The sequence below is a fragment of the Nocardia cyriacigeorgica genome, from assembly GCF_010868145.1.
Classification (GTDB): Bacteria; Actinomycetota; Actinomycetes; order Mycobacteriales; family Mycobacteriaceae; genus Nocardia; species Nocardia cyriacigeorgica_D.
This window is the reverse complement of record NZ_JAAGUY010000001.1, coordinates 327,512-352,136: the sequence shown is the minus strand read 5'-3', so window position 1 is coordinate 352,136 and position 24,625 is coordinate 327,512. Positions and strand designations below refer to the sequence as shown.

At 66.2% G+C, this 24,625-nt stretch carries 22 protein-coding genes; 9 read left to right on the top strand and 13 right to left on the bottom strand.

The genetic code is table 11. From position 1 onward, the window contains the following. Positions 1-280: 280 nt before the first annotated feature. The gene (locus GV792_RS01465) at positions 281-2,317 is read right to left on the bottom strand and encodes a CocE/NonD family hydrolase (protein ID WP_163821760.1); all 2,037 of its coding nucleotides are present in this window, start codon (positions 2,315-2,317) and stop codon (positions 281-283) included. A gap of 153 nt (positions 2,318-2,470) precedes the next feature. On the opposite strand from GV792_RS01465, the gene GV792_RS01460 reads away from it, so the two are divergent. Next, positions 2,471-3,139, top strand: coding sequence for a TetR/AcrR family transcriptional regulator (locus GV792_RS01460; RefSeq protein WP_163821759.1), 669 nt, complete (start codon positions 2,471-2,473; stop codon positions 3,137-3,139). Here GV792_RS01460 and GV792_RS01455 read toward each other — a convergent pair. Both GV792_RS01455 and GV792_RS01450 read right to left on the bottom strand, forming a co-directional pair. After that, positions 3,136-3,828, bottom strand: coding sequence for a TetR/AcrR family transcriptional regulator (locus GV792_RS01455; protein ID WP_163821758.1), 693 nt, complete (start codon positions 3,826-3,828; stop codon positions 3,136-3,138). The two genes, GV792_RS01460 and GV792_RS01455, sit on opposite strands and share 4 nt — an antisense overlap. 70 nt (positions 3,829-3,898) lie before the next feature. Then, the gene (locus GV792_RS01450; RefSeq protein ID WP_163821757.1) at positions 3,899-4,588 is read right to left on the bottom strand and encodes a MerR family transcriptional regulator; all 690 of its coding nucleotides are present in this window, start codon (positions 4,586-4,588) and stop codon (positions 3,899-3,901) included. 100 nt (positions 4,589-4,688) lie between these two features. Between GV792_RS01450 and GV792_RS01445 the strand changes: the two genes are divergently transcribed. Together GV792_RS01445 and GV792_RS01440 are read left to right on the top strand one after the other, a co-directional pair. Further along, positions 4,689-6,416, top strand: coding sequence for a GMC family oxidoreductase N-terminal domain-containing protein (locus GV792_RS01445; protein ID WP_163821756.1), 1,728 nt, complete (start codon positions 4,689-4,691; stop codon positions 6,414-6,416). Positions 6,417-6,574: 158 nt separating this feature from the next. After that, positions 6,575-8,170: a GMC family oxidoreductase gene (locus tag GV792_RS01440; protein WP_163821755.1), complete on the top strand. Its 1,596-nt coding sequence runs from the start codon at positions 6,575-6,577 to the stop codon at positions 8,168-8,170. Positions 8,171-8,359: 189 nt separating this feature from the next. Here GV792_RS01440 and GV792_RS01435 read toward each other — a convergent pair whose 3' ends face one another. The 3 genes from GV792_RS01435 to GV792_RS01425 form a co-directional block, all read right to left on the bottom strand. After that, a complete protein-coding gene (locus GV792_RS01435; protein WP_163821754.1) occupies positions 8,360-8,836 on the bottom strand; it encodes an HAD-IIIC family phosphatase in 477 nt (158 codons plus the stop codon). Between the two features lie 173 nt (positions 8,837-9,009). Beyond that, entirely contained in the window at positions 9,010-10,026 is a 1,017-nt protein-coding gene (locus tag GV792_RS01430; RefSeq protein ID WP_163821753.1) for an alpha/beta hydrolase, read from the bottom strand. A 275-nt stretch (positions 10,027-10,301) separates the two neighbouring features. Then, complete coding sequence (locus GV792_RS01425) at positions 10,302-10,685, bottom strand: VOC family protein (RefSeq protein ID WP_163821752.1); 384 nt, start codon at positions 10,683-10,685, stop codon at positions 10,302-10,304. Between the two features lie 396 nt (positions 10,686-11,081). Between GV792_RS01425 and GV792_RS01420 the strand changes: the two genes are divergently transcribed. From GV792_RS01420 to GV792_RS01405, 4 genes are all read left to right on the top strand, one after another. Further along, entirely contained in the window at positions 11,082-11,513 is a 432-nt protein-coding gene (locus GV792_RS01420; RefSeq protein ID WP_163821751.1) for a hypothetical protein, read from the top strand. A 101-nt stretch (positions 11,514-11,614) separates the two neighbouring features. Beyond that, positions 11,615-12,265 carry a response regulator gene (locus tag GV792_RS01415; protein WP_163821750.1) on the top strand — a complete coding sequence of 217 codons (651 nt, stop codon included), beginning with the start codon at positions 11,615-11,617 and terminating at the stop codon, positions 12,263-12,265. Between the two features lie 68 nt (positions 12,266-12,333). Further along, positions 12,334-14,085 (top strand): sensor histidine kinase, encoded by a 1,752-nt coding sequence (locus GV792_RS01410; protein ID WP_163821749.1) that lies wholly within the window; start codon positions 12,334-12,336, stop codon positions 14,083-14,085. Positions 14,086-14,274: 189 nt separating this feature from the next. After that, a complete protein-coding gene (locus tag GV792_RS01405; RefSeq protein WP_163821748.1) occupies positions 14,275-14,718 on the top strand; it encodes a CBS domain-containing protein in 444 nt (147 codons plus the stop codon). Positions 14,719-15,276: 558 nt separating this feature from the next. Here GV792_RS01405 and GV792_RS01400 read toward each other — a convergent pair. The 4 genes from GV792_RS01400 to GV792_RS28980 form a co-directional block, all read right to left on the bottom strand. Then, on the bottom strand, positions 15,277-16,494 hold the full coding sequence (locus GV792_RS01400) for a nitrate/nitrite transporter (protein ID WP_163821747.1): 1,218 nt from the start codon (positions 16,492-16,494) through the stop codon (positions 15,277-15,279). A 100-nt stretch (positions 16,495-16,594) separates the two neighbouring features. Beyond that, positions 16,595-17,617, bottom strand: a complete 1,023-nt coding sequence (locus GV792_RS01395) for an Acg family FMN-binding oxidoreductase (protein ID WP_163821746.1) — start codon at positions 17,615-17,617, stop codon at positions 16,595-16,597. 143 nt (positions 17,618-17,760) lie between these two features. Then, positions 17,761-19,032: a PucR family transcriptional regulator gene (locus GV792_RS01390; protein WP_163821745.1), complete on the bottom strand. Its 1,272-nt coding sequence runs from the start codon at positions 19,030-19,032 to the stop codon at positions 17,761-17,763. A gap of 230 nt (positions 19,033-19,262) precedes the next feature. Then, positions 19,263-19,436, bottom strand: a complete 174-nt coding sequence (locus GV792_RS28980) for a hypothetical protein (RefSeq protein WP_175583058.1) — start codon at positions 19,434-19,436, stop codon at positions 19,263-19,265. Between the two features lie 526 nt (positions 19,437-19,962). On the opposite strand from GV792_RS28980, the gene GV792_RS01385 reads away from it, so the two are divergent. Both GV792_RS01385 and GV792_RS01380 read left to right on the top strand, forming a co-directional pair. Next, entirely contained in the window at positions 19,963-20,583 is a 621-nt protein-coding gene (locus GV792_RS01385) for a YdcF family protein (protein ID WP_256668460.1), read from the top strand. Positions 20,584-20,628: 45 nt separating this feature from the next. After that, positions 20,629-21,666 carry a fused (3R)-hydroxyacyl-ACP dehydratase subunits HadA/HadB gene (locus GV792_RS01380; RefSeq protein ID WP_163821743.1) on the top strand — a complete coding sequence of 346 codons (1,038 nt, stop codon included), beginning with the start codon at positions 20,629-20,631 and terminating at the stop codon, positions 21,664-21,666. 24 nt (positions 21,667-21,690) lie between these two features. Here GV792_RS01380 and GV792_RS01375 read toward each other — a convergent pair whose 3' ends face one another. Genes GV792_RS01375 through GV792_RS01365 form a run of 3 tightly spaced genes read right to left on the bottom strand, consistent with a single transcriptional unit; the run spans position 21,691 to position 24,186 of the window. Beyond that, positions 21,691-22,740, bottom strand: coding sequence for an alpha/beta hydrolase (locus GV792_RS01375; protein WP_163821742.1), 1,050 nt, complete (start codon positions 22,738-22,740; stop codon positions 21,691-21,693). Then, positions 22,737-23,141 (bottom strand): acyl-ACP desaturase, encoded by a 405-nt coding sequence (locus tag GV792_RS01370; protein ID WP_309138559.1) that lies wholly within the window; start codon positions 23,139-23,141, stop codon positions 22,737-22,739. The genes GV792_RS01375 and GV792_RS01370 overlap by 4 nt, the downstream gene beginning before the upstream one ends. Before the next feature lie 55 nt (positions 23,142-23,196). Further along, positions 23,197-24,186, bottom strand: a complete 990-nt coding sequence (locus GV792_RS01365) for a transcriptional regulator (RefSeq protein WP_256673724.1) — start codon at positions 24,184-24,186, stop codon at positions 23,197-23,199. Positions 24,187-24,625 lie beyond the last annotated feature (439 nt).

Below are 24,625 nucleotides of genomic sequence, written 5' to 3'. Positions count from 1 at the left end.
CGGCGTGCGGCGACGTTCCGCGCGGACGGTGCCTGATCGGTGGCGTCACCTCGGCTGCGGCGGTATCCGTGACCGCGATCCGGATGAGCCTTTCCAGCACAGCGTCGTCGATTGCGGCAAGTTCCACCGAGGGACAACGATCATCGACCACGCGACCGATGGTGCTGGTTTCGCGGAATCGTCCTGGCCGAGCCAGACGCACGATCCGGTGCTCCCGCCGCACAGAGATGCGGCGGGAGCACCGGGTTCGGCTGAACTGATCGATCCCGACCGTGCCGGGTCACCAGCCTGGTGTGCCCGAGACAGGGATGTTGATCCAGCTCGGCTGCGCCGGGTCCAGGCGCACATGCTGCGGTTTGAGCTCGCTTTCGTTGAGCAGCGGGCGCAGTGGTAGACCACGGGGGAAGTTCATGGCGTAGACATCCACCCGCAGCCGGTGGCCCGGCTGCAGGATGGCGTCGGTCGCGGTCAGTCCGATATCGATGATGGTCGGCTGCCCGGGGACCAGCGGCTGCCTGGTGTCGAGGGTGAGCACCGGGTACGGATCGGTGTAGTCACCGTTGGCGGAGCGACTCGCCTTGCCCTCGTCGACCTTGCGCAGCGAGGCCGTGAGCTGGCCGCTGGTCAGCACGGTGGAGCGGCCGTCGGGTGCGACATCGTTGACGGTGACCGACCAGTAGCCATCGGTCGCGTCGTGAACGGCGTTGAGGTGCAGGTTGATCGGACCCGAGATCTGGGTCGCGCCCTGGACGGGTGCGCTGGTGAAGGTCAGTGCGCTGGTTTCGCTGATACGCGAATCCTTGGCGCAGGCGTCGAGGATCCCGGTGATGCCCGCGGTGCCGGTGGCCGAATCGCGCGAGCACAGGGTCGCGAGCCCGGGTGCGACGGTGAGCTGAGCCGGTGCGCCGGGGGCGGTGGTGAGGCTTCCGTCGTGGACGCTTGCCACGGTGCCGGAGGGGGCGGCGTCGAGATACATGCGGCGATAGTCCATGCCGGGGCGCGGGAAGGCGGTTGTGCTGGTCCAGCCGCCGCCCTGCTGCCACAGGGTGACGTTGTCGTAGGTGTCGATGCCGTTGTCGATGCCCTTGAGCCACTTGTCGAACCAGGCGCGTTGCAGCACATCCAACCGCGGTGGCGCGCCGGGAAGGCCGTTTCCGCTGCCGGTGGTCAGATGGTAGATGTCGCCCATGATGAGCTTCTTCTGCGAGTCGGGGACATCGACGGCGTTGTAGACCCGCGGGGAGGAGTACGTGAAGATGTCGTGCCAGCCGCCGTAGACGAAGGTCGGAATGTCGACCTTGTCGGGGTGGCCGAGCCAGGATTTCCGGATAGGGCTGTCGTCCTGGATGAGTTCCATCAGATGCGGCGGGATGGCGTCGACGCTCGGCACGGTCAGTGCCGCCAGGAAGTAGTTGAAGAACGTCATCGGGTCCTGGACGCGGTCGGCGAGCCATTTCCAGTCGAAGGTGCCATCGACCATCGATGTGACGTCGGGAATCAGCTTGGAGGTGTTGACGGCGAGCAGCCAGGCGGGCAGGAAGCCGAATCCGACGCCCGCGCCGGTGGCGGCGATGTCGCGCAGCAGGTCGCTGCCCGGCACGATCGGGAAGATCGCTTGTAGCGCTTCGGGTTTGCGTTCGGCGGTGTGCAGCTGGTTGATGGCCGAGTAGGAGATGCCGGTCATGCCGACCTTGCCGGTGGACCAGGGTTGGGCCGCGGCCCAGTCGACCACTTCCACACCATCGAGCTGCTCGCGTTCTCCGAAGACCTGCCAGGTGCCCTGGGAGAACCCGGTGCCGCGGACATCGACGACGACCTGGGTGTAGCCGCTCTGCACGAGTTCGCGGTCCACGCCGAAGGAACGCAGGGTGCCCGCGGGCATGGCCTTGGTGATTTCGGTGAGGCCGCCGAGGCCGAAGGCGGACAGGTCGAAGGTCTTGAAGATCTCGGTGAGGGCGTCGGCGAGCACCGGGAAGGTGAGTGCCGAGTCCAGGATATTGCCGACGAGTTTCGTGTACGGGGTCAGGTTGACGATGGTCGGCGTCTTGTCCTCGATGGGCCTGCCCGCGGCGTCCGCCGGACGGTAGACGTTGCCTTTGAGGACGGTGCCGTCGCTCATGGTGATCGGCACGTCCCAGTCGATGTGCACGTTCGGATAGGCGCGTGGCCCGTCGTGGGTGGCGGTCCAGTGTGCGCCGAGCGCGCCGCCGTCCGGTTGCGCCTGGCCGGTCTGGGCTGCCACCAGCGCGGTAGTGACCGCGACGATACTCACCAGGCATGCCACGACACTCCGGACGAGACGTCGATATCTGATCATGTGTCCCTCATCCCGACAGAGCGGAACTTCGTCGTTCCTGACTCTCGGGTAACCATAGGATGGATCACATTTGGTGGCAACTATGGCCTGAGTCTCACCAGGATCGAGGATACGAACGGCGTTCGGTGTCGCCTCGCCTCATATCCTGAACATATGACCGTGCTGACTGAAGGAGCACCTGATCGGCTGCCCCATGGCCCGCACCGCCTCACCCGCGAGGAGGTCGAGAACTCCCAGTACCTGCGGCTGTGCGCGGCCGCATTGGAGGCGGTGGGCGAGCTGGGCTACGCGCCAACGACGGTCACCGAGATCGTCGGCCGGGCCAGGGTCGCGCGGCGAACCTTCTACGCGCTGTTCGGCGGCAAGGAGGAATGCTTCGCCGCCGCGTACGACAACGCAGTGGCCGATTGCCTGCGCAAGCTCGCCGAGACCATCGCACTGAGCGAGGACACGGCATTCGCCGATCGAGTGCACACCTCGTTCCGGGTCTTTCTCGAAATCTTGGCCGCACAACCGGCTGCCACGCGTGCGCTCTACATCGAGATCCTGGCGGCCGGTCCCACGCTGATGCAGCATCGGGCGCGGGTGCATCGCCTGTTCGCCGAGCACATCACGGCCGTCGGGCGGATCGGTGCCGAGCGCGGCGAGATTCCCGCCGAGCCGGAGCCCGAACTGATCGATATGCTCATCGGCGGCATCGGGGATCGCATCGTGGCCTGCCTCTCCGAGCGAGGGGCCGCGGAATTGCCGGAGCTGGCACCGCTGTTCACCCGTACGGCGCTCATCCTGTGCGGTGGTCTGCGCCCAGGAACAGGCGCCTAGTGGAGGCCCAGTAGTTCCAGCCAGCCGGTCAATTGCAGGTCGAACACCTCGGCGCGGTCGGTGAAGGTGTCCGACCCGTACATGTCGAACACGTCGAAGCCGACTGCGCCGAACAGTGCGCTCCACAGGACGAGGGCACGCGCCAACAGCTGATCCGGCAGCTCGATGTCGAATTCATCGCGGATACGCGTGAAGTCGGCGATCGTGGCGGGCGAGATCGGGGGTGATGCGGCAGGTGCGGTGAGTGCGCCGTCGCGGTGGGCGGTTTCGATGCTGCGCAGCAGCGTCGCGATCACGCGGGTGCCCGGCGTGACTGTCTGGTCGGCGGGTGCCGCGTATCCGGGGACGGGGGTGCCGAAAAGCAATCCGTACCAGGCGGGTTCGGCCAGGCCCCAGTCCCGGACGGCGTGCGCGGCGGCACGCAGCCGGGTGGCCGGGTCGGCGGGGGCTGCGACGATCGCAGCGTCGACGGCGTCACCGAGCGCGTCGTAGCCGTCGACCACCAGCAGCGTCAGCAGTTCGTCGCGGCTGCGGACGTAACGGTAGACGGCCGAGGAGACCACGCCGAGTTCACGCGCCACGGCCCGCAGCGACAGCGCCGCGGCACCCTCGGTGGCCAGCTGGGTGCGCGCGATGCGTTTGATGTCCTCCATGGTCTGGGCGCGGGCACGTGCTCGGGGTGTGGTCATGGGTGTCACCCTGGCGCATTTCAGAGAGCGATGTCAACAATAGTGATCACCGCTCCCCCGTGATCGAGCGTCAGCGACCGGATTCGTCGAGTTCGGCGACCGCGCGTTCGATCTCGTCGGCCAATGTCGCGCCACCGACCTCCCAGGCGGCGGCACGGAAGCGTTCCCGGAATCGGCTGAGGTCACTGCCGATACCCTCACCGCCATAGCTGGTCGCGGCGGCGTCACGGAAGGTGCGCACCATTTCGTCGGCCAGTTCGGCGATGCGCGCCCGGATCACCTTGCGCAACGCGCCACTGAGGGTGACGTCGGTGCCGACGTCGTAGAGGATCAGAGCCCCTTTGAGCATCGGCAGGTCCGGGATCGCCCAGTTGTTGCCGCGCCGCTCCAGATACTGCGCGGCCAGCAGCTCGTCGAGAATCTCGGGGCGGCGGTCGCCGAGGAGTTCGGTGAGCTCGTCGTCATCGAGGACGGCGGATTGATCAGACGGGCCGGGCTGGCGGGGATCGAACACCGCACGCCAGTCGGCGGTGCCCTGTCCGGCCTCGGCGGCGAACACTTCACGTATCGCGTCCAGGCGCAGCCCGCGGGCTTGCATGGCGAGGATGTCGCGCAGCCGGTCGACGTGTTCGTCGCGGTAGAGGGCTTCCTTGCCGACCCGTTCGGCCTTGGGGAGCAAACCGAGCGAATGGTAGTAGCGGATCGTTCGCGCCGGGACGCCACTCAGTTCGGCCAGCTGGGTGCGGCTGTATCGGGACACTCGACCAGCATAGATACCAAGCGCACCCTTCGTTGACAGTTCCAACTGTCGTCATTAGCGTAACCGGCGTCACTGCCGACGCCGACCGAGGAGTTACCCCATGTCCAAGCACGCGACGGACTACGACGTACTCATCGTCGGGTCCGGATTCGGCGGCAGCGTTACGGCGCTGCGATTGGTGGAGAAAGGCTACAAGGTCGGCATCATCGAGGCAGGCCGCCGCTTCGCCGACGACGAACTGCCCAAGACCAGCTGGGATCTGCGCAAGTTCCTGTGGGCGCCCAAGCTCGGCTGCTACGGCATCCAGCGCATCCACCCGCTGCGTGATGTGCTGATCCTCGGCGGCGCCGGCGTCGGTGGCGGATCGCTCAATTACGCCAACACCCTGTATGTGCCGCCGGAGCCGTTCTTCCAGGACGCCCAGTGGCGCGATATCACCGACTGGCGCGATGAGCTGACCCCGTACTACGAGCAGGCCCAGAAGATGCTCGGCGTCGTGCGCAACCCGCATATGACCCCGGCCGACGAGGTGTTCAAACAGGTCGCCGAGGACATGGGTGTCGGCGATACCTTCGTCCAGACACCGGTCGGCGTGTTCTTCGGAGAGCCGGGCAAGACCGTCGAAGACCCCTACTTCGGTGGTGTCGGTCCCGATCGCACCGGCTGCCTGGAATGTGGTGACTGCATGGTCGGCTGCAAGTTCGGCGCTAAGAACACGCTCGTGAAGAACTACCTGTACCTCGCGGAAAAGGCGGGCGCACAGGTGATTCCGATGACGACGGTCACCGCGCTGCTCCCCAAGGCCGACGGCACCTGGGAGGTATCGACCGAACGGACCGGAGCATGGGTGCGCAAGAGCCCCGCCACCTACACCGCGGGCCATGTGGTGCTCGCCGCTGGCACCCTCGGCACACAGAAACTGCTGCATGCGATGCGTGATCGGGGCGTGCTGCCCGATGTTTCGGATCAGTTGGGTGTGCTCACCCGCACCAACTCCGAATCCATCGTCGGCGCGGCGACCAAGAAGGTCACGCCGGGACGGGACTTCACCAAGGGCGTGGCGATCACGTCCTCGATCCACCCCACCCCCGACACCCATATGGAACCGGTCCGCTACGGCAAGGGATCGAACTCGATGGGCCTGCTGCAGACCCTGATGGTGGACGGCGGCGGACGTGTCCCGCGCTGGCTGCGCTTCCTCGGCATCGCCCTGCTGCACCCGTTGACGCTGCTGAGCTTCCTGAGCGTGCGCAACTGGAGTGAGCGCACGATCATCTCGCTGGTCATGCAGCATCTGGACAACTCCATCACCACCTACACCAAACGCGGACTGTTCGGGCGCAAACTCACCTCCAAGCAGGGGCACGGTGAACCCAACCCGACCTGGATTCCCGCGGGTAACGACGTCACCCGCCGGGTCGCCGACAAGATCGGCGGCATCGCAGGCGGCACCTGGGGCGAGGTATTCAACATTCCGCTCACCGCGCACTTCCTCGGCGGCGCGGCCATCGGCGCCGACCGCGACTCCGGCGTCATCGACGCCTACCACCGCGTCTACGGCTATCCCACGCTCAGCGTCGTCGACGGTGCCGCCGTCTCGGCCAACCTCGGCGTCAACCCGTCGCTGACCATCACCGCCCAAGCCGAGCGCGCCGCCGCCTACTGGCCCAACAAAGGCGAGCAAGACCAGCGCCCCGCGCAGGGAAACCCCTACCAGCGCATCGCCCCCATCGCTCCGCACAACCCGGTCGTCCCCGCCAACGCTCCCACCGCGCTGAAGCTGCCGACCATCCCCGCCCGCCGCGACAGCACCACAGCGGCAGGCTGATCGATCGTCCCGTGTGCGCCCCGCAGGCCCTGGTCTGCGGGGCGCACACGGATCGTGCGCTGCCGGCCGCGCACGATCCGGCCAGATGCCGGAAATCCGGCCCGGTGGCCGCCACGTGCTCGTATGTTTGCCGTACATAGCGAGATCGGAGATGAACAGTGGGAACTGGTGAGGTCACTGCGGACTATGTGATCGTCGGGGCGGGGTCGGCGGGTGCGGCGCTGGCTGCGCGGCTCAGTGACGATCCGGATACCACGGTGGTGCTGTTGGAGGCGGGGCCGCGGGACAAGAACAAGTTCATCCATATTCCGGCCGGCTTCTCCAAGCTGTTCCGCAGCGAAGTGGACTGGGACTATCTGACCGAACCGCAACCGGAGCTCGACGGCAGGCAGATCTACTGGCCGCGCGGTAAGACCTTCGGTGGGTCGTCGTCGATGAACGCCATGATGTGGGTGCGCGGGTTCCGCGCCGACTATGACGAGTGGGCGTTGCTGGCGGGAGAGGACTGGAGTTTCGCCAAGGTCGTCGAGCAGTTCCGGCGCATCGAGAACGTCGAGGACGCCCAGTATCCCGACCAAGGAACCGACGGCCCGCTGCACATCTCTCATCAGCGCAGCCCGCGCGCGGTCACCGCCGCCTATCTGGAGGCGGTGCGCGAATCCGGTTACCGGGTCGAGCCCGCGAACCGGCCGGAGCCGGAAGGTTTCAGCCAGACCATGGTCACCCAGCACGGTGGCAGGCGCTGGAGCACCGCCGACGCCTATCTGCGACCGGCGCTGCGCAGGCCGAATCTGATCGTCCGCTCGGAGGCGCTTGCCACGCGTGTGCGGTTCGACGGCACCCGCGCCACCGGCGTCGAATTCCGGCAGGGCGAGGCCACGGTCACCGCGAACGCGCGCCGCGAGGTGGTGTTGTGTGGCGGGGCGATCAACAGCCCGCAGCTGCTCATGCTGTCGGGCATCGGCGACCGGGAGGAGTTGAGCCGCCACGGCATCGAGACCGTGTATCACGCGCCGGAGGTCGGGGCCAATCTCCAGGACCATCTGGTCACCGCGGTCGGGTACGGAGTCGGAGGCGATTCCCTCTTCGCGGCCGAGAAGCCACGGCAGCTGCTCGACTATCTGCTGCGTCACCGCGGGATGCTGACCTCCAATGTCGGTGAGGCGTACGGCTTCCTGCGCAGCAACCCCGAGCTGGAGCTGCCCGATCTGGAGCTCGTCTTCGCGCCCGCCCCGTTCTTCTACGAGGGCTTGCGCGAACCCACCGAGCACGGTGTGGTGCTGGCGACGGTGCTGTTGCGCCCGCACAGCCGGGGCCGGATCAACCTCGCGTCGAAGGATCCGGCGGCCAAGCCGATCATCGACCCCCGCTATCTGTCGGACGCCGACGGTGCCGATCGGGCAGCGCTCCTGTCCGGCTTGCGGACCTGTGTCCGGTTGGCGGAGTCCCCGGCACTGAAATCGGTACTCGGACCGATCATCTACCCGCCGCAGGCTCCCGCCGATATCGAGGACACCTTGGCGCTGGCGCTCAACGGCTACTCCCACACCCTGTACCACCCGGCGGGCACGTGCCGGATGGGCGCCGATTCCGCCAGCGTCGTCACCCCTCAGCTCGAGGTGCGTGGTGTGCAGGGTCTGCGCGTTGCCGACGCATCGGTGATGCCGGTCCTGGTGCGCGGACATACGCACGCACCGTCGGTCCTCATCGGTGAACAGGCGGCGACCTTCATTCGGCGCGGCAAACACCGCTGAGATTCACAGCCCGCCCTCGAAAGCGCCGAACCTCAACGCGCATCGAGGGCGGGTCTTCTCCGCCATCGCCTGACGTGCCGGTCCGGTCGAAGGGTACGCCGCGGGTGCTGTCGACCTGACGGTAGTGCGAGGTGTTCATCGGCGCGTGCAGCTGAGTGACCGAGTCGGCTGACCTACTCCCCCAAGGGTTTACCGCGCAGGCACCCTCGCGAACCCGAGTGGCGGGGTGAGGTCGCGGTCGGGGCGAACCACCGGGCGGAAGTCCGGGTGATTCAGCAGGCTCCCCGCGTTACGGGCGGCGTAGCAGCGCACCAGCGGCAGTGCCCGTGCGACCTCCGCACGTTCGACGGGCTCGGGGTCGACGAACCCGATCGAGTCCAAGCGCAGGCCGAGAGTGTGGCTGATCCTGACGATGGCCGACGACTTACGACCCCAACCGATCTCCACCACCGAGAACATCTCGTGCAATCCGTGCTTGCGCAGCATATCCGCGGTGCGGCCGCGATCGCCGCGGCTGGCCACGGCATGCCACATCCCACGTTCACTCAGAATGCGCAGTGTGCGCAATGCTGAATGATCCAGTGCCCCGACGGTGCCGTCGTAGACGACGCCGTCCCACAGCGTGTTGTCCAGTTCCCAGACCAGACATCGCAGTGCCGGTTGCATCTCGGCGCCCCTATCGGTTTCTCATCGCTGTGGCCGCGCCGAACCCGGCAGGTGCGGCCAGCACACCATCCAGCGCAAGGCACGGGCCGGGCAAGACCCGGGTTTCCCGGGCCGACTCGGCCGGGACGATGCTACCCATATCGATCACCCGCGGACCACCCGTGCGCGCCCGCTCATCGCGGCAACCCCAGGCCTTCCGCCAGGACCGGCCAGGAGTTCTTCATCGCCTCCTGCCAATATCCCCAGGAATGGGTACCGGTCGGCTGGAAATCGAAGGTGGCAGGGATGCCCAGCTGCTGCAGCCGGCCTTGTAGGTTGTGCGTGCACCAGTTCACGGCGGCCTCGATCAACCCACCCAGCGCCAGCTGATTGGCGAAACCCCGCGGGCCCGGCTGCGCATATTCACCGTTGTACGTGTCATACATCCCGGGAACGCGTGTCCCGGTCGAGATGAACAGCTTCAGCCCACGCAGCCCTTCGGCGTTGACATAGGGATCGTTGGCCGCCCACATCGGGTCACCCGGCGGCCCGTACATGTTCTCGGTATCGCCACCGCCCCACGACTCCACCGCCAGTTTCACGAACTGCTGACCGATCGGATCACTGGTCTGCGCGCACCCACTGTAGGCGGCCACCGCGCGATACAAGCCCGGCTTCGCGATCGGCAATTGCAATACCGAGGTACCCGAGGTCGACAGACCCGCGATCGCGTTTACACCGGTGGTACCGAATTCGGCGTCGATCAGCGGCGGCAACTCCTCGGTGAGGAACGTCTTCCACTTGTACACACCCAGTTTCGGATCCGGCGCACGCCAATCGGTGTAGTAGCTCCAGCGCCCACCGATCGGCTGCACCACATTCGCCTGTTTGTCGGCCAGAAAATCCGTCACGTCGGTGTTCTGCTGCCAGGTCGCGCTGTCCATTCCGCCGCCACCGCCGTTGAGCAGATACAACGTCGGGGCAGGCTTCGACCGATCCGCCGCCCGCAACACGTCCACCATGATGTCGGTGTCCATGGACGCCGAATGCACCCGCACTTGCACCGTGCGCTCGTCCACGGCCCACGAGCCGGTGATCGATGAGGTCGGCTCGGCCGTCGCATTCGGCGTCACCGCGGCCACACCCGACGCTGCGCCCACCACGGCCACCGCGATCGCCACCGTCCGGCGGGCTGTTTCGGATCCGATCATGAGACGTGAAGCTCCTGTCTTGGCCGCAGCTCGCGCCCTGCACCTTCCAGCTGGTCGACTGCGGGGGAATCAGCACCAACCTAGAACCCGCCGAGCACATCACCGGACGAACAAGATCGGATCTGGACACATCACCAACGCCCGCGTTCACGTCTAGAGACACAGCACAAGCATCCCGCCACTGCGCGTTGCGGCAGGTTGTTGACAGCGTCGTGCGTTGTCTCCGCCGCCTCGCGCGAGGCGCGAACAGGAGACCTTCGACGTACGACCTGCTCTCACGTTTCCTGAGCCGACTCCCACAATCCGACGACATTGCCTTCAGGATCGGCGAAGTACGCCGCGAAACCCATCTCCCCCACAGGAAATTTCGGGCCGACGATCTTGCCGCCCAGTGATTGGATCTTGTCAAGAGCGCCGTCGATATCGTCGACATCGACCGTCACTACCGGCGCCGCCACCTGACCACGCGCGGTCAAACCTCCGTTGATGTAGCCCGGCTCCGACGACATGCCGTCCGCGCCGAGCGGCCCTGTCATGACGAGCGTGTAGTCCATATCCGGCACTTCGTTGACCTGCCAGCCGAACGCGTCACGATAGAAATCTCGCGCGCGGTCACCGTCGTCATAGGGGATTTCGAAGTGCACAACCCGACCTGTCATAGCGTTCCGCCTCTCACTGGACCGGTCCGCCGAACCGACGGACCAATCATCAGGGAATAGGGACGACCGTTCATCCGCGGACGTCCGGTTCCGGGGCGCATCCGTGACCGACGATTCATACTTCGGCACGCCCAGCGACGGTCTCACGCGATCCTCGCGACCGGCAGACACACCTCGGGCCAGGACTACTTTACGCTCCTTACTCCGACACCTCGCGGGTAAATACCGAGGTCAGAGCCTTTCGATGCGGCGCTGAGCTCCATCTGAAACGATGGTTCGTCGTTCCCGGGCAGCTCGTCGGTAAGCCCGAATTCCCACAGCCGCAAGGTGAAACGCCGGCGAAGACACCCGCCGAAATCCCTGCCCTTCCCTGTGGAACGCGGGTAGCTTCGATCTATGGACTCCGCGGATCGTGAGTTTCTCGTCCAGTTCTTGAACGCAACATCCGACGACCTGTCCATGATCTTCGATGTGGGCGGTCGGGATATGCCTGGCGTGATCGTGGAGAGTCTGTGGCCGGCTTGGCATGCAGTGCAGCAACGCGACGACATCGGTCGTTTGATAGCGGCGGTGAACAGCGGGGATTACGACGAAAGACTCGACGGAGCAGGGCTCTCCGGTGCTGAACTGGCGTTCAAACGTGCAGGGTGGAGCAACGCTCGTGGAGCAGGCCGCGCAGCCCCGGCGCCAGGCCCCCTCAAACGCTGGCTCAGATGGATCGATGTCATCCTCGGCAGTCTGATAGCCGTAATCGGCGCGGGTGAGGGTCTCAAGGAGCTCAAAGAGGGCTTCGAGGCCGAACTCGATGACATCGAAGAAGGCGCCTAGGACGACGCTGCGCACTAAGCGAAGTCACGTCCACGACTCGGCGATACCTCTGTGACCTGCATTCTTCGTAAGCTGGAGGCATCGGTGAAAGGAGTCGGCCGATGGTCCGAGTATTCCTGGTCGATGATCACGAAATCGTGCGACGCGGCGTGGGCGACCTGATCAGCGCCGAACCCGACCTCGAGGTCGTCGGTGAGGCAGGCACCGTCGATCATGCGCTGGCCCACATCCCCGCCACCCGGCCGGAGGTCGTTGTGCTGGATGTCCGGCTGCCTGACGGTAACGGCATCGAGCTGTGCCGCGAGCTGCTCACTCACGATAACGATCTGCGATGCTTGATCCTGACCTCGTTCACCGATGAGCAAGCCATGCTCGATGCGATTCTTGCCGGGGCGAGTGGATACGTCGTGAAGGACATCGGTACGACCGATCTCGTCGACGCCATCCGTGCTGTCGGCGCGGGGAAATCTTTGCTCGACAATCGCGCCGCCGCCGCGCTGATGGCCAAGCTCAGAACCGAAGCGGAAGAACAGAAGGGTCCCCTCGCCGGTCTGACCGGACAGGAAAGGAAGCTGCTGGCCTTGCTGGGCGAAGGTTTGACCAACCGGCAGATCGCCGCACGGATGTTCCTGGCCGAGAAGACGGTGAAGAACTACGTCTCCCGGCTGCTGACCAAGCTGGGCGTTGAGCGCCGCACACAGGCCGCGCTGCTGGCATCCAAGCTCGATCCATCACGAAAGGACACGCCCTGAGCGGCGCGGGCCGCGCTCATTCCGAGCATCACTCCGCTCGGCGGGATTCTGAATGCCAGAATGCGGGTATGGATGGTCCTTCGGCGGGTTCCAGCCAGAACGACCGACCCCCGGTGATCGAGACACTGGCCCAAACGCGACTGCGCGAACTCCTCAACGAGGTGCAAGATCGCATCTCCGAGATCATCGGTGTGCGCGACCAGATGGACCGGCTCATCGAGGCCATGCTGGTCATTACCGCCGGCCTGGATTTGGACAACACGCTGCGATCGATCGTGCACACCGCCATCGAGCTGGTCGACGCCCGTTTCGGCGCGCTCGGCGTCAAGGAAGCCGACAAGAGCTCCACGAGACTGTCCGAATTCATCTACGAAGGCATCGACGACCACACCCGCATTCTGATCGGCGACCTACCCCAGGGCCACGGTGTCCTCGGTCTCCTCTTCGAACAGCCCAAACCGATCCGGCTCACCGATCTGTCCCAGCATCCGTCGTCGGTCGGATTCCCCCCGCACCATCCACCGATGCGCACATTCCTCGGTGTTCCCGTTCAGGTTCGTGACGAGATCTTCGGCAATCTGTACCTGACCGAGAAAGCCAACGACCAAGAATTCACCGCGGATGACGAGGTCGTCGTCCAGGCCTTGGCGGCCGCGGCAGGCATCGCGATCGCCAACTCCCGCCTCTATGAGGAGTCCCGAGTCCGCCAGCAGTGGCTGGAGGCGACGCAGGAGGTCGCCACCGCTGTCCTCGCCCATGCAGATCCCATCGATGTTCTCCAACTGATCACCGCGCGCGCACTGGCATTGACGCGGTCGGCCGCGGCCTACCTCGCTCTCCCCGAGGACCCGGACACACCGAGCGAGGAGGTCACCGAGCTCGTGGTCATGTCGGCGGCGGGTGCTGACGCCGACATGATAGGACAGCGCATCCCGGTTCGCTGGTCGGCGGCGGACCTGAGGTTCCAGCGCATTGCCGACTCGCCCGCAGCCGAGGACCTGCCACCCGTATCGGATGCCGCGGGCGCGTCGACGGAAACGTCGCAACTACGAGCAGGACACTCGGTCATCGGAGTGCTGGTCACGGTGCGCCCGGCGGACATGGCAGTGCTGGATTCGACCGGGCGAAGAATGATGACCGCCTTTGCCGACCAAGCCGCCCTCGCACTGCAACTCGCCGATACACAGCGACGGATGCGTGATCTCGATGTCGTCTCAGAACGCGATCGGATCGCACGCGACCTGCACGACCACGTTATCCAGCGCCTCTTCGCCGTTGGCCTGTCCCTGCAAGGAACAGCGCAGCGTGCACGCGCACCCGAGGTGAAATCCCGGCTCGCCGACACCATCGATGACATCCAGTCGATCGTGCAAGACATCCGGCATTCGATCTTCGACCTGCACGCTGGTTCGACCGCCGAGACACCAGTCCTACGCAAACGGCTACACGCCCTCGTCAGCGAGATGACCGCAGAAACGGACCTCCGCACGTCCATCAGACTGTCCGGACCCGTATCGGTGCTGAGCCCCACCATGTTCGACCATGTGGAGGCCGTGCTCCGAGAAGGTCTCAGCAACGTTGTCCGGCACGCACGTGCCAGCGCTGTTTCCGTCAAGCTGACGATCGGCGACGACGTCGTCCTCGAGGTCATCGACGACGGCGTCGGTCTCCCTGACATCATCGAACGCCACAGCGGCCTGGCGAATATGGCGGCACGCACCGAGGAAGCCGGAGGAACATTCGGGGTGGAACCGAATCCTTCCGGTGGCACGATCCTTCGCTGGTCCGTGCCGTTGCCTCAGGTACCGCCACCGCCGTAGCCGGGGATATCGGGATGCGGCCGCATGGACGGGCACTGGTTCCGCGTAGGGGGTCGATAGTCATCGGATGTCCAGGTTCCACACGAATGGTCCGCACAGAATCCTCGTGATGCCCCTGGTCGCGAGGCCGCTGCAGGCGGATGATGGGTCCGGCAGGGAGTGTCGACCACGAGTACGGAGGTGCAGTTAATGACGAATACCGAGGCGGTAATGCATCCCGACGTGGCCTGCATTACCGTTCGCGACACGATGGAGACCGCAGCGCAACGCATGCGCCAACTCGACGTCGGTGCGCTGCCGATCTGTGACGGCGAAGGACGCCCCGTCGGGATCGTGACCGACCGCGACATCATCATCAAGGTCATCGCGCTCGGCGAAAACCCGAAAACCACCACCGCGGGCGAGCTCGCCCAAGGCGATGACCTGCTGACCGTCGACGCCGCCACCGACATCACCGAGGCAATCGCGCTGATGGAGCAGCACCAGATTCGCCGGCTGCCGGTGACCGAGCAGGGAAGACTCGTCGGCATCATCACCGAAGCCGACCTCGCCCGCAGGCTCCCCGATCAGACCGTCGGCGAGTTCGTCGAGGCGATCTGCGCCCAACACCTGCCTTCGACAACCCACGGATGATCCTGCACGGCCGTTCAGTCCACATCGAGTAGCAACAATCGTTCCTCGACTGGGTGTCGCGGCGGTTCCGGAAGCGGTTCGATGCGCCGGTAGGTGCCCCAAGACCTGCCGGCAGCCGAGGTCCGACGAACTGCCATTGGTCCTCGACAGCGGTGACCTAGGACCGCAGCGAGCGGCACGCCATCCTGCCTAGCCTTCAGACATCAGGCCGAACGGAGCCGATGAGGCAGGAAGGTCACGCCATGTCCGACAGCGCGGCCCTCGGTGACTCCGACGCAGCACCTGACCCCGCGGCGCCGCTGGGCGCTCCAGCGATGGTCATCGCCGTTCTCTTGTTCGCCGCCGCGGTCGTGGCCGGGGGCCAGATCCGTGGATGGGCCGCGGACTACGGCGCTCCCCTGGTGTACTGCGCGGTTGCGCTCTACATCGCCGCCGCATTGCGGCTTTTCTGGTGGGGCGCCGGCGTCCGTAGGGCAGGGCGACACTGGGACGGGCGACGGGTGGGAGCACCCGGTCCGGCCCCGACGTCTAGACCGCGACCATGACGCCCGCGGCCTGTTATCGCACTTCGGCTGGAACCTGCTCTCTCGCATGTAATTTCGTGGCCGTGTAGATCAAGGCGATGATCGCCGTCGCGACGAGCAGAAGCAGCCCAACGGTGTAGTCGTTGTCGACCGGATCGTAGGTCGCGCCCATGACCAACGGCGGGAAGTAGCCACCGAGACCACCTGCGGCGGCCACCACGCCGGTGACCGACCCCACCGACCGGGCGGGCGCACGGCGCGCAACCCAGGCGAACACACCACCGGTGCCGATACCGAGGAAAATGGCCAGCAGAATGAAATCGGTCGCCGACCACACATCCGGCGGCGGCTGGAACACCGCGATGAACGCCATCACCGCAGTCCCTGCGAACGACACCAGCACCACATACTTCGGCGCGATCCGGTCGGCCAGCGCCCCGCCGATCGGGCGGGCGATCACCGCGGCCAGCGCGAAGGCCGCCGTCCGCGCACCGGCATCGACGGCGGAGAACCCATAGATCGTCTTGATGTAGGTGGGCAGGTAATTACTGAAGGCGACGAAACCACCGAACACGACCGCATACAGGAACGACATCTCCCAGGTCACGCGCAGCTTCAAGGCGGCAACCAATTTCGGAACCACCGGATCGGTGTTCGGATGAAATTCCGGGGAGTCCCGCATCACCAGAACACACACCACCGCGGTGATCGCCAGTGCCACCGCCACAATCGCATGGGTCGGGAACACACCGAACCAGTTCACGAACCGGGGTGTGAAGAACGCCGAGAGCGCGGTACCGACCATTCCGGCACCGAACACACCGGTCGCGAAACCACGTCGGGACGGTTCGTACCAGTTGTTGGCGAACGGGATACCGACGGCGAAGATCGTGCCAGCGATGCCGAGGAAGAAACCGAAGACCAGCAGCAGCGGATACGATTCGGCCGCCCCCGCCGCGCCGACGGCGAGCACGGGCAGGATCGATGCGACCGAGATGGCGATGAACATGACTCGCCCGCCGAACCGGTCGGTGAGGGCGCCGACCGCGATCCGGCCCAGCGAACCCACCAGGATCGGCGTGGCGACAAGCATCGACGTCTCGGCACTGCTCAGCGACAGATCGCCGGCATATGTGGTGGACAGTGGGCCGATCATGTTCCAGGCCCAGAAATTGATCGCGGACACCCAGGTCGCGAGCGCTAGGTTCGACCCCCGTTGCTTACCGAGGTCGGTAACGGAAACGGTCACCATCTCAGGAAACCATGCCCCGACGAGTCCGGCGGGATTCCGGCGCCGGCGACCGTCCGGCATGTCGCGGATCCGGTCGACGGGGGTGGCATTGCGGCGGCTGTCAGTCCATATCCCTGGCCATCGGCGGGAGAATCGTCAATATCTCGCCGACCGGCCGACGCGGCGTCGGCGGTGCGGGAGCGGGGTCGGCCGGCGCGGCACCGACGCGCAGGAGCACCTGAGACACCCCGTCGCAGGCGATGAGCCCTTCGAGTGTTGCGCGGGCACCGACCAGCTCGGTGATATGGGTCAAGGCGCATGTGGCCAGGCCTGCCCGGGTGCATTCCAGCAGGACTGCCGACAGCGCTTCACCGACACGCAGCCAATCGGTCAGGCTGTTGCCCGCCGAACTGAGTACGACGAGTTTCGCCTGGTCGTCGATGTCGCGGCGGCGCTCCGAATGCGCCGGCGGAGGAAATGTGCGCGCAACCGGTACGTGGCCGGCTTCCGCGCCGGAAGGCAATGCGGTGTGTGGGATACCGTCGCGGTCCGGTGAATGCCCCGCCCACCAATGCAGTTCGGCGTGATAATCCATGTCGTACCGCCGTTTCGCATCGGCCTCCCGCGAGGCCTCGGCGAGCAGTGGCCGCGCGCGGTCATCGAGAACGTCCACCTCGATCTCATGGGGGCTCGCCAGCATCCGCGCCGACCGCGCCACCTCCTCGAACCCGGCGGGCGCTGCCAGCGGTAGCCGATCGGTGCGCCGCGCTTCGATCGCGGCGGCACGGGCCACCACTGCGTCCGGAGGATCGGCCCACCGCCGGAAGGTCAGGCGAGCCAGCAGATCCGGACGCGCAGGGTCCGGCGCACGTTCCACGTCGGTTCGCCATCCACCCGCGGCCAGAACTGTACGCAGGTGGTGCAGCACCGCGCCGCAACTGATCACCAGCTGACGTCCGGTCGGGTCCGCAGCGGCCAATCGCCGGTCGTCGTCGCGGGACAGGCTCAGCGTCGTCCCGTCGAACTCCCACCGCCATGGCTGCGTGTTGTGCACCGAGGGCGCACGGCAGGCTCGTCGCAGTGCCGCTCGGACGGTCGGCAGATCCGGCGCCAAGGTCGCCACGTGGGCGTTGCTGTCCATCATGGCTCCAGTGTTGCCCCGCCGCCGCGCGGCGCCTATGGGCTTCAGGCCCTTGATCGAGGGCCGATGGTCACCGGCCGGAACGCCGTCGTCATCATGGTGATCGTCGGCGATATCTCGAAGGATCGGCGCCGCTCCGTCCTCGATCAGACCGCGTAGGTTCCGGCCTCACTCGCGCGACGCGCCACCTCGGCGGTGTTCCCTCCGCGATGGGCTCGGATCAGTAGCGCGGCTCGAAGGTAGCAGAGACCCGTGACGTCGTTCGGGTCGAATCCGGTGATCTGTCCGATCCGTTTCAATCGGTAATCGACCGTATTGGTGTGGACGTAGAGTTTCCGTGCCGAGCGGGAGCGTTGCATGTTCGTCGACATATGCACTTCGAGTGTTTGTAGCAGGTCCGGATGGGCTTCGAGAGAATCGAGCACCGAGCTCAGGTAGTCGCGGGCCGGTCCGGGTCGGGTCAGCTGGTACTCGAATGCCAGTTCGTGTGGGCGATACACCTTGGTCTCGCCGCCGATCCGCTGGACGATATCGACGAGTTCATGGGCTTGTTCGGCGACCCGCGGGATCTCCGCAGGCGCCGCCTCCATCGCCACCGCCCGGACCGGCACTTCCGCCGCTGCGGACAGATGCGCGATCAGCCCGTCCAGATCCGGATCGGCGAACTCCGAATCGGGCAGCAGCAGCGTCCCGCCGTCGACACTCATCAGTGACAGCACTTTTCCACCGCACCGATCGGCGAGTTCTGCCTGAACTCGCCGCAACTTCCGTCGCGCAACCACTTTCGCATCGAGGGCGGAGTCCAGTTCCTCCGGATGCGGCGGGAGTTCCAGGGCCACGACGTGATAGCGGTCGGCGACCTCGATGCCACACTCCCTTGCCATGGTCGAGGTGCTCTGGCCACCCAGCAGCGCCGAGGTCAAGGTGTGCACGGCGGTGTGGTGTTCGCTGACCGCAGAACGTAGTTCGCGCACGTAGGCGACCGATACCGACGCGCTGATCATCTCGAGGGCGTCCATCAACCGCCGGGCGACGCCGACGACGGTGGCGTGATCATGGGGTGTGCCATTCACCAGCAGGAGGTCGAAGGCGAGTTTGAACCCTTCGTGGATGGCGTGATGGATGGTATCGATCGGGATGCCCTCGCGCGCCCAGTCGGCGGCGGCGTCCTGCACCCGCTCGGTACGACCCGGCAGATCCCGCCCGTCGAGCATGCTCTTGGTCAATTCCAAGCACACCCTTGTTATTGCGGTGATATCCCCGTCGAGCGCCTCTCCTGGCAATGTCGCACACGGCACGACGTTCTCGACGAAATGGCCCACCATCTGGCGGGAAATGGTCCGTACGTCCTTCAGCGGGGTGGATACCAGGCCACCCGAAGCGGTGAGAAACGGCTCGGCGGAGGTTGCGACAGACATGGTGATTCCTTCCCACCCACAGGCCACTGGGGCAGGGATTCACGCTACCGCGAGGACGGATCGTGCAGTCCGGACCTTCGATTGTGACAAGGAGGAACGGATAGCGGAATCGCTTATGGTTTCCAACAACGTGCCAGAACGTCTGGTCGGCGGCGACGTCAGGGCGAGCCACGCGGCGGTGGCGAACCCGTGCGAGTTCACCACCGCCGCAGACGATTCTGGCCCGCCGACTACAGGCAGAGGCTGAGCTCCAGCGGCCCGATCGGAATGGGGGCGCACACCTCAACAGAGCCCGAGACGGGCGCGGCCGTGCCCGCCTCCGCGGAGGCGGTGCCGACACCCAGTGTGGTGGCAGACAGCACGAGCCCGGCGATGGCGAACGGACGGATGATTCTGGAATTCATAAGGTAATCCTCGGTTGTGCTTTGTAACGCATCCCAGGTTCGGGACCACCCCATCAGAACACGATATTTCGAACCGCAGCCCCCTCCGAGGCCGAATTCGTATTCTTCAGCCGGACTCCGCGAATTAGTCGTAGCTATCCACAATTCTTTTCTCGCGCGTACCCGCAATAATCACTGACAGCTACACCTGTCACTATCGTATGCGTTCGGCCACTGCGGTATGGCCAAAGCTGGCAGCCGAAACGCCGCATGCCCACCGAACGGCCGGATGCGTTGCGACCCGACACATCCGCCGGCTACGGAACCCCGCACGGTGAATCTCACAGTCCCGCAACCAGGCGGCAGGTCCCGCATCACAACCTGACGTGGGCCGACACCACATCGGGCGCAGGGAATCGGTGAATCCTCCAGATAACCAACAAATCACGACATATGTGCCGATGCGTGCCGAATCATGGAGCAATACATTTCCCGCCTCCGGTGGTCACCGCCCGGCAAACTCTTGGGAGCGCCCATGTTCGACTCGATGGCATCGCCGACCCATCCACGTACCTGCGCAAGGGCCCGCCGCAGGCGACCGATCCTGCGGCTCACCGCATTCGCTGTGCTCGGCGCGGCCACCATGGTCGGCGCAGGTCTGCACGCGCCGGCTGCGACCGCGGATTCGACGGGTTCGGCCGAGTTCGTGTCCGGGCCACTGGCACAGGTCCACGGGCCGGGTACCGCGATCGTCGTCCTCGGCTACGGACTACTACCCGACGGCACCATGCGGCCCGAGCTCATCGACCGGCTACACGCCGGATACGTCCAGGCCCTGCTGGCACCGGCCTCGCCGATCATCGTCACCGGCGGCAACCCACGAAACGGCGTGAGTGAGGCGGTCGTGATGGCGGACTGGCTCGTCCGGCACGGGATTCCGGCCCACCGCGTTCACCTCGATCCGGCCGCGGTCGACACGGTCCAGAACGCTCAGCACTCCGCGCGGATCATGCACGATATCGGTGTCACCGACGCGGTCGTGGTGACCTCCGCCGACCATATCGATCGCGCCGTCGCCAGTTTCGTCGCCGCTGGTGTTGCGGTCGCTGCCGCCGTCACCCCCGACCATGTTCCCGCCTTTGCCTGGGTATTCGGGCCGATGCGCTGACACTCGCGTCATGAATTCCGATCCGAGCGCAATCAAGGAGCGAACATGCTCGAGACAGCCACCACCCTCGCCCCCGCCGATCAGGTCAGGGCCTTGCTCGACCACCGGTACCGCTCCGCGCACCGGTACACCGTGGGCCGGGAAAAGATTCGCGAATTCGCCCGCGCCGTGCAGGACCGGCATCCGGCGCACTGGCGCGAACCGGACGCGGCGGCACTGGGATATCCCGGGCTGATCGCACCCTCGACGTTCGCCTCGATCATTCTGCTGCGGGTGCACCGCGAAATTCTGGACACCGTCCTTACCGGCTACGACCCGGCCCGGATTCTGCACGCCGATCAAGTGATCGACATCGGCAGGCCGCTCATCGCCGGTGACGAACTCACCTGCGACATCTACTTCGAATCGTTTCGCCATTTCGCCGATTACGACGTGGTGGCGATCAAGAGCCTGCTCACCGACGTTGGCGGTGATGTGGTCCAGACCGGCTCCACCGCTCTGCTCGCCCGCACCGGCGAATCCGCTCGGCTCGGTGACGCGGTCCGCCGGGTGGCGATGTCCGATTGCCCGGCCGAACCCCTGCCTGGCACAGTGACCGCCGCGGCCACCGAGCCGGTGACCGTCATGCATCCGCGCCATACCCCGCGCGTCGCGGTCGATCCCGCCACCCTGCGGGTCGGCGCCGCGCTACCGCCGACGACGCTGCGCCTGTCCCGAGGCGATCTGGTGAACTACGCGGGCGTCACCGGCGATGCGAACCCGGCACTGTTCGATGAACGCACCGCGATCGAGCCCGATCTGCCGACGGTGGTCGCGCCCGGCATGCTCAAACTGGGTCTGGCCGCGGGATACCTGAGCTCATGGCTCGGTGACCCGGCCGCGGTGACCCGCCTACGCGCCCAATTCGCCCACTACACGCACTGTCTGCGGATTCCCGCGCTGGCGTCCTGCCCGATCGAGTTCGGCGGCCGGGTCACCTCTCTGGACACGCAGCGGCGTCGCGGCACCGTCGCCATCGAGGCGAGTTCACACGGCCGCAAACTCTTCGGTTATGCGGCCGCCGACGTGCGGTTTGCCGCGTAGCCGCCGAATGCGGGCGGTTGAGGGCTAGCGCGGCGCCGGGCCCGGGAGGCCGAGCGCTTTCGCGAGGGTCGGCCAGGTCAGTGGCAGCTGAGCCCGGAAGTCCGGCCAGGTATGCATCCCTTCGGACAATAGGTCCACTGTGGCCGGGATGCCGAGTTCCGCCAACCGCGTGGCGAGTCGTTCGGTACATGCGCGCGCACCGGCTTCCAGCGCCGCGCCACCGCCCATGTCCCCCAGCGCCGCAACGATATCGGGCGCCCGCGCCACCTCCGCCAGGTCGACTCCGGTCGGTGCGCCCGTGGCGGCCGACAGATAGATCGCCGTCCCTCGCAGCTTGTCGGCACCGAGCAGGCTGTCGTGGGCGGCCCATTCCGGTGAGGAGGGCGGGCCCCACAGGTTCTCCGGGTTACCACCGCGCGAGGCGACGGTGATGGTGGTGACCGCGCGGCCCAACTGGTCCGAAGTCGAATAGCATCCGCTCATCCCCGCGACCGCGCGGTACATCCCCGGGTGACGCTGGGTGAGCATCATCGCCGCCTGCGCGCCCATCGACACGCCGGCGATCGCGCGTGTACCGGTGCCCCCGAGATAGGTTTCCACCAACGGCGGCAGTTCCTCGGTAAGGAAAGTCTCCCACCGGTTCAGCCCGAGCGCGGCGTCGGTGCGCACCCAGTCCGTGTACATGCTGCCGGTGCCGCCCGTGGTGAGCACTACGTCGACGGGTTTGTCGGCGAAGAATTCGTCGGCACCGCCTTTGGTGAGCCAGCCCGAGGTCTTTTCACCATCGACTCCGTCGAGCAGGTACAGCGTGGGGCGGGGTGCCGGACCTGTGCCGATCAGGGTGTCGATCGCGATGACCCGCCGCATAGCCGCAGACGCGATGTGCAGCCGGATGCGCTGCTTGCCGAGAACCTCGATGCGCACCAACGATGTTCGGGTGAAGGCTGATTCGGCCGTTGGTGTGCCCCCTGGCGCCCGCAGTATCGGCGCGACGGGTACGGCCGCCGTTGGGGTCGCACAGACGGCGGCGACCATCGCCATCGCCGCCGCCGTCACCGGTATCCGTACTCTCATCCGGCCGCGGCGGTCCGTTCCGCACGATGCGCGGCCGCCGCCTCGCATCGTTCTTCGAACCGGGTGGCCCGCAGCACCGGCCGGACCACCACATCGACGTGCTGGCGCAGGTGGAAGATTTGGTTCTTGGCCAGTACCACCGAGTTACGCCGGAAATCCGGCTGGGTCAGCCCGGTCATCTGGAAACGGGTGACCACGTCGGTAATGGCGCGCACCATATCGTCGGGCGCGAAATCCAAGGCGGCGCCACTGATTGTGCGATAGAAGATCATGTGCAGGTTTTCGTCGGCGGCGATTCGCTGGAGCATACGTTCCACGATCGGTTCGTGACAAGCGAGTTGGCGTTCGGCGATGGGTGCCAATTCACGCAGAATGTCGCGATCGGTCAGCGCGGTGGTCACAACGTTCTCCTGTCCCGCCCGTCCCCCGGGCGAAGTCGACGATATGCGTGGGTGATCAGGCCGATCGGCCGATTCGCACGTCGTTGGGGGCATCGACTACCGGGCGGTGGGGCATCTGGGCACAGTCACAGCCGCCGGTCTCGCTGCCGTCGGTGATCCGGTAGAGCCCCGGCGGGTGACCCGAGCCGCGGATGTGGTCGAGCACGTCGTGGGCGCGGCCTGCCAGTTCCGGGATCCGCTCGGTCGAGCCACAAATCACCGCGGCGGTGAGGTGGACCTCGGCGGCTTCGCCGACTACCTCGAGTACCTCGCCGGTCATCGTGGGCATTGGCGCGAACGCAGACGCTGCGTCCTGCGGGATCAGCACCGTTCCACCGTCGGCCGACAACAGCGACAACGACCGTGACCCCAGTGGCGCCGCCAGCGCTGCCTGCACCCGTCGCAGCTTGCGCCTGCCCGCCGACACCGCGCCGATCCCGGCGCCGCGCTCCTCCGGATGCGGCGGTATCGCCAGCGCCACCACCTGGTACGCGGGCGCCACGGCGATACCGGTACGCCGGGCGAGCGCACTGACCCCGTGACCGCTCAGCAGCGCCGATACCAGTGTTTGCGCGGCGGTTTGGTGCTCGCGGGCGACGAGGCGGTGCTCGTCCAGGTAGGCCGCCGACGCGGTCACCGTCACCAATTCCAGGACCCGCACCATGAGCTGGGTCCCGGCGAGCAGCTCGGCCGCCGCACCGTCGTTGCCGTCGGCGTGGTCGGCGAGGAATTCGAGCCCTTGGCGAATCCCCTCGTGATAGGCGCCGAGCACCGTTTCGAGCGCGACGCCTTCACGCGCCCAGCGCGCCGCCGATCCCGCCACAGCGTCCGCGCCTGCGCCCGGACGCGCGCCGCACGGTTGCAGCTGCTGCACGGCTTCGGCCAAGCAGTGGCGCACCGTTGCCGCGATGTCGGCACCGTTGGTACCCCGTCTTCGGCGCATCAGGAATCGCACGAGTTTCGCTTCCGGGCTCGAGATATCCGTGCCGGCCTGTGTGCCCATCATGACTATCGGACGATATCGGTGATCCGCGCCGAAATTGCCCACAGCGGAGGGGAATCGGATAAGTCATGAGGGCAATAGTGACCTGTTGGGTGGAATCACAATCAGATAACGGGGCACGGGTACGATGGCCCGCGCGGGCAGCGGCACAGGGCCGGGGAATTTATGGGACACGGCGCCGGCCGCGCATTTCCCGGCGCCGCGTCGCGGTCACTGTACGGCCGCGCAGCCGCAGGTGACAGCGGTCGGCACCGCCTTCGGGAACGATCACCAGCGCCGCCTTCCCGGTCAGGGATCACACACAAAATCCGACCGGCCGCGAGGGATTCTTGGCGTGGTCGGATCGAGAGTCACACCTGTCCGCTGTGAGGAGTCCCATGAGATCGGTACCGCCTCTGTGCGCGCGCCCTCCACCGGGCTAGCATCGAGAACCACGCCACCG

Excerpts from the sequence above, each read along its gene's own strand:
- GV792_RS01465 (WP_163821760.1), bottom strand. The coding sequence starts at position 2,317 with ATGATCAGATATCGACGTCTCGTCCGGAGTGTCGTGGCATGCCTGGTG.
- GV792_RS01460 (WP_163821759.1), top strand. The coding sequence starts at position 2,471 with ATGACCGTGCTGACTGAAGGAGCACCTGATCGGCTGCCCCATGGCCCG.
- GV792_RS01455 (WP_163821758.1), bottom strand. The coding sequence starts at position 3,828 with ATGACCACACCCCGAGCACGTGCCCGCGCCCAGACCATGGAGGACATC.
- GV792_RS01445 (WP_163821756.1), top strand. The coding sequence starts at position 4,689 with ATGTCCAAGCACGCGACGGACTACGACGTACTCATCGTCGGGTCCGGA.
- GV792_RS01435 (WP_163821754.1), bottom strand. The coding sequence starts at position 8,836 with ATGCAACCGGCACTGCGATGTCTGGTCTGGGAACTGGACAACACGCTG.
- GV792_RS01430 (WP_163821753.1), bottom strand. The coding sequence starts at position 10,026 with ATGATCGGATCCGAAACAGCCCGCCGGACGGTGGCGATCGCGGTGGCC.
- GV792_RS01425 (WP_163821752.1), bottom strand. The coding sequence starts at position 10,685 with ATGACAGGTCGGGTTGTGCACTTCGAAATCCCCTATGACGACGGTGAC.
- GV792_RS01420 (WP_163821751.1), top strand. The coding sequence starts at position 11,082 with ATGGACTCCGCGGATCGTGAGTTTCTCGTCCAGTTCTTGAACGCAACA.
- GV792_RS01415 (WP_163821750.1), top strand. The coding sequence starts at position 11,615 with ATGGTCCGAGTATTCCTGGTCGATGATCACGAAATCGTGCGACGCGGC.
- GV792_RS01410 (WP_163821749.1), top strand. The coding sequence starts at position 12,334 with ATGGATGGTCCTTCGGCGGGTTCCAGCCAGAACGACCGACCCCCGGTG.
- GV792_RS01405 (WP_163821748.1), top strand. The coding sequence starts at position 14,275 with ATGACGAATACCGAGGCGGTAATGCATCCCGACGTGGCCTGCATTACC.
- GV792_RS01400 (WP_163821747.1), bottom strand. The coding sequence starts at position 16,494 with ATGGTGACCGTTTCCGTTACCGACCTCGGTAAGCAACGGGGGTCGAAC.
- GV792_RS01395 (WP_163821746.1), bottom strand. The coding sequence starts at position 17,617 with ATGATGGACAGCAACGCCCACGTGGCGACCTTGGCGCCGGATCTGCCG.
- GV792_RS01390 (WP_163821745.1), bottom strand. The coding sequence starts at position 19,032 with ATGTCTGTCGCAACCTCCGCCGAGCCGTTTCTCACCGCTTCGGGTGGC.
- GV792_RS28980 (WP_175583058.1), bottom strand. The coding sequence starts at position 19,436 with ATGAATTCCAGAATCATCCGTCCGTTCGCCATCGCCGGGCTCGTGCTG.
- GV792_RS01385 (WP_256668460.1), top strand. The coding sequence starts at position 19,963 with ATGGCATCGCCGACCCATCCACGTACCTGCGCAAGGGCCCGCCGCAGG.
- GV792_RS01380 (WP_163821743.1), top strand. The coding sequence starts at position 20,629 with ATGCTCGAGACAGCCACCACCCTCGCCCCCGCCGATCAGGTCAGGGCC.
- GV792_RS01375 (WP_163821742.1), bottom strand. The coding sequence starts at position 22,740 with ATGAGAGTACGGATACCGGTGACGGCGGCGGCGATGGCGATGGTCGCC.
- GV792_RS01365 (WP_256673724.1), bottom strand. The coding sequence starts at position 24,186 with ATGATGGGCACACAGGCCGGCACGGATATCTCGAGCCCGGAAGCGAAA.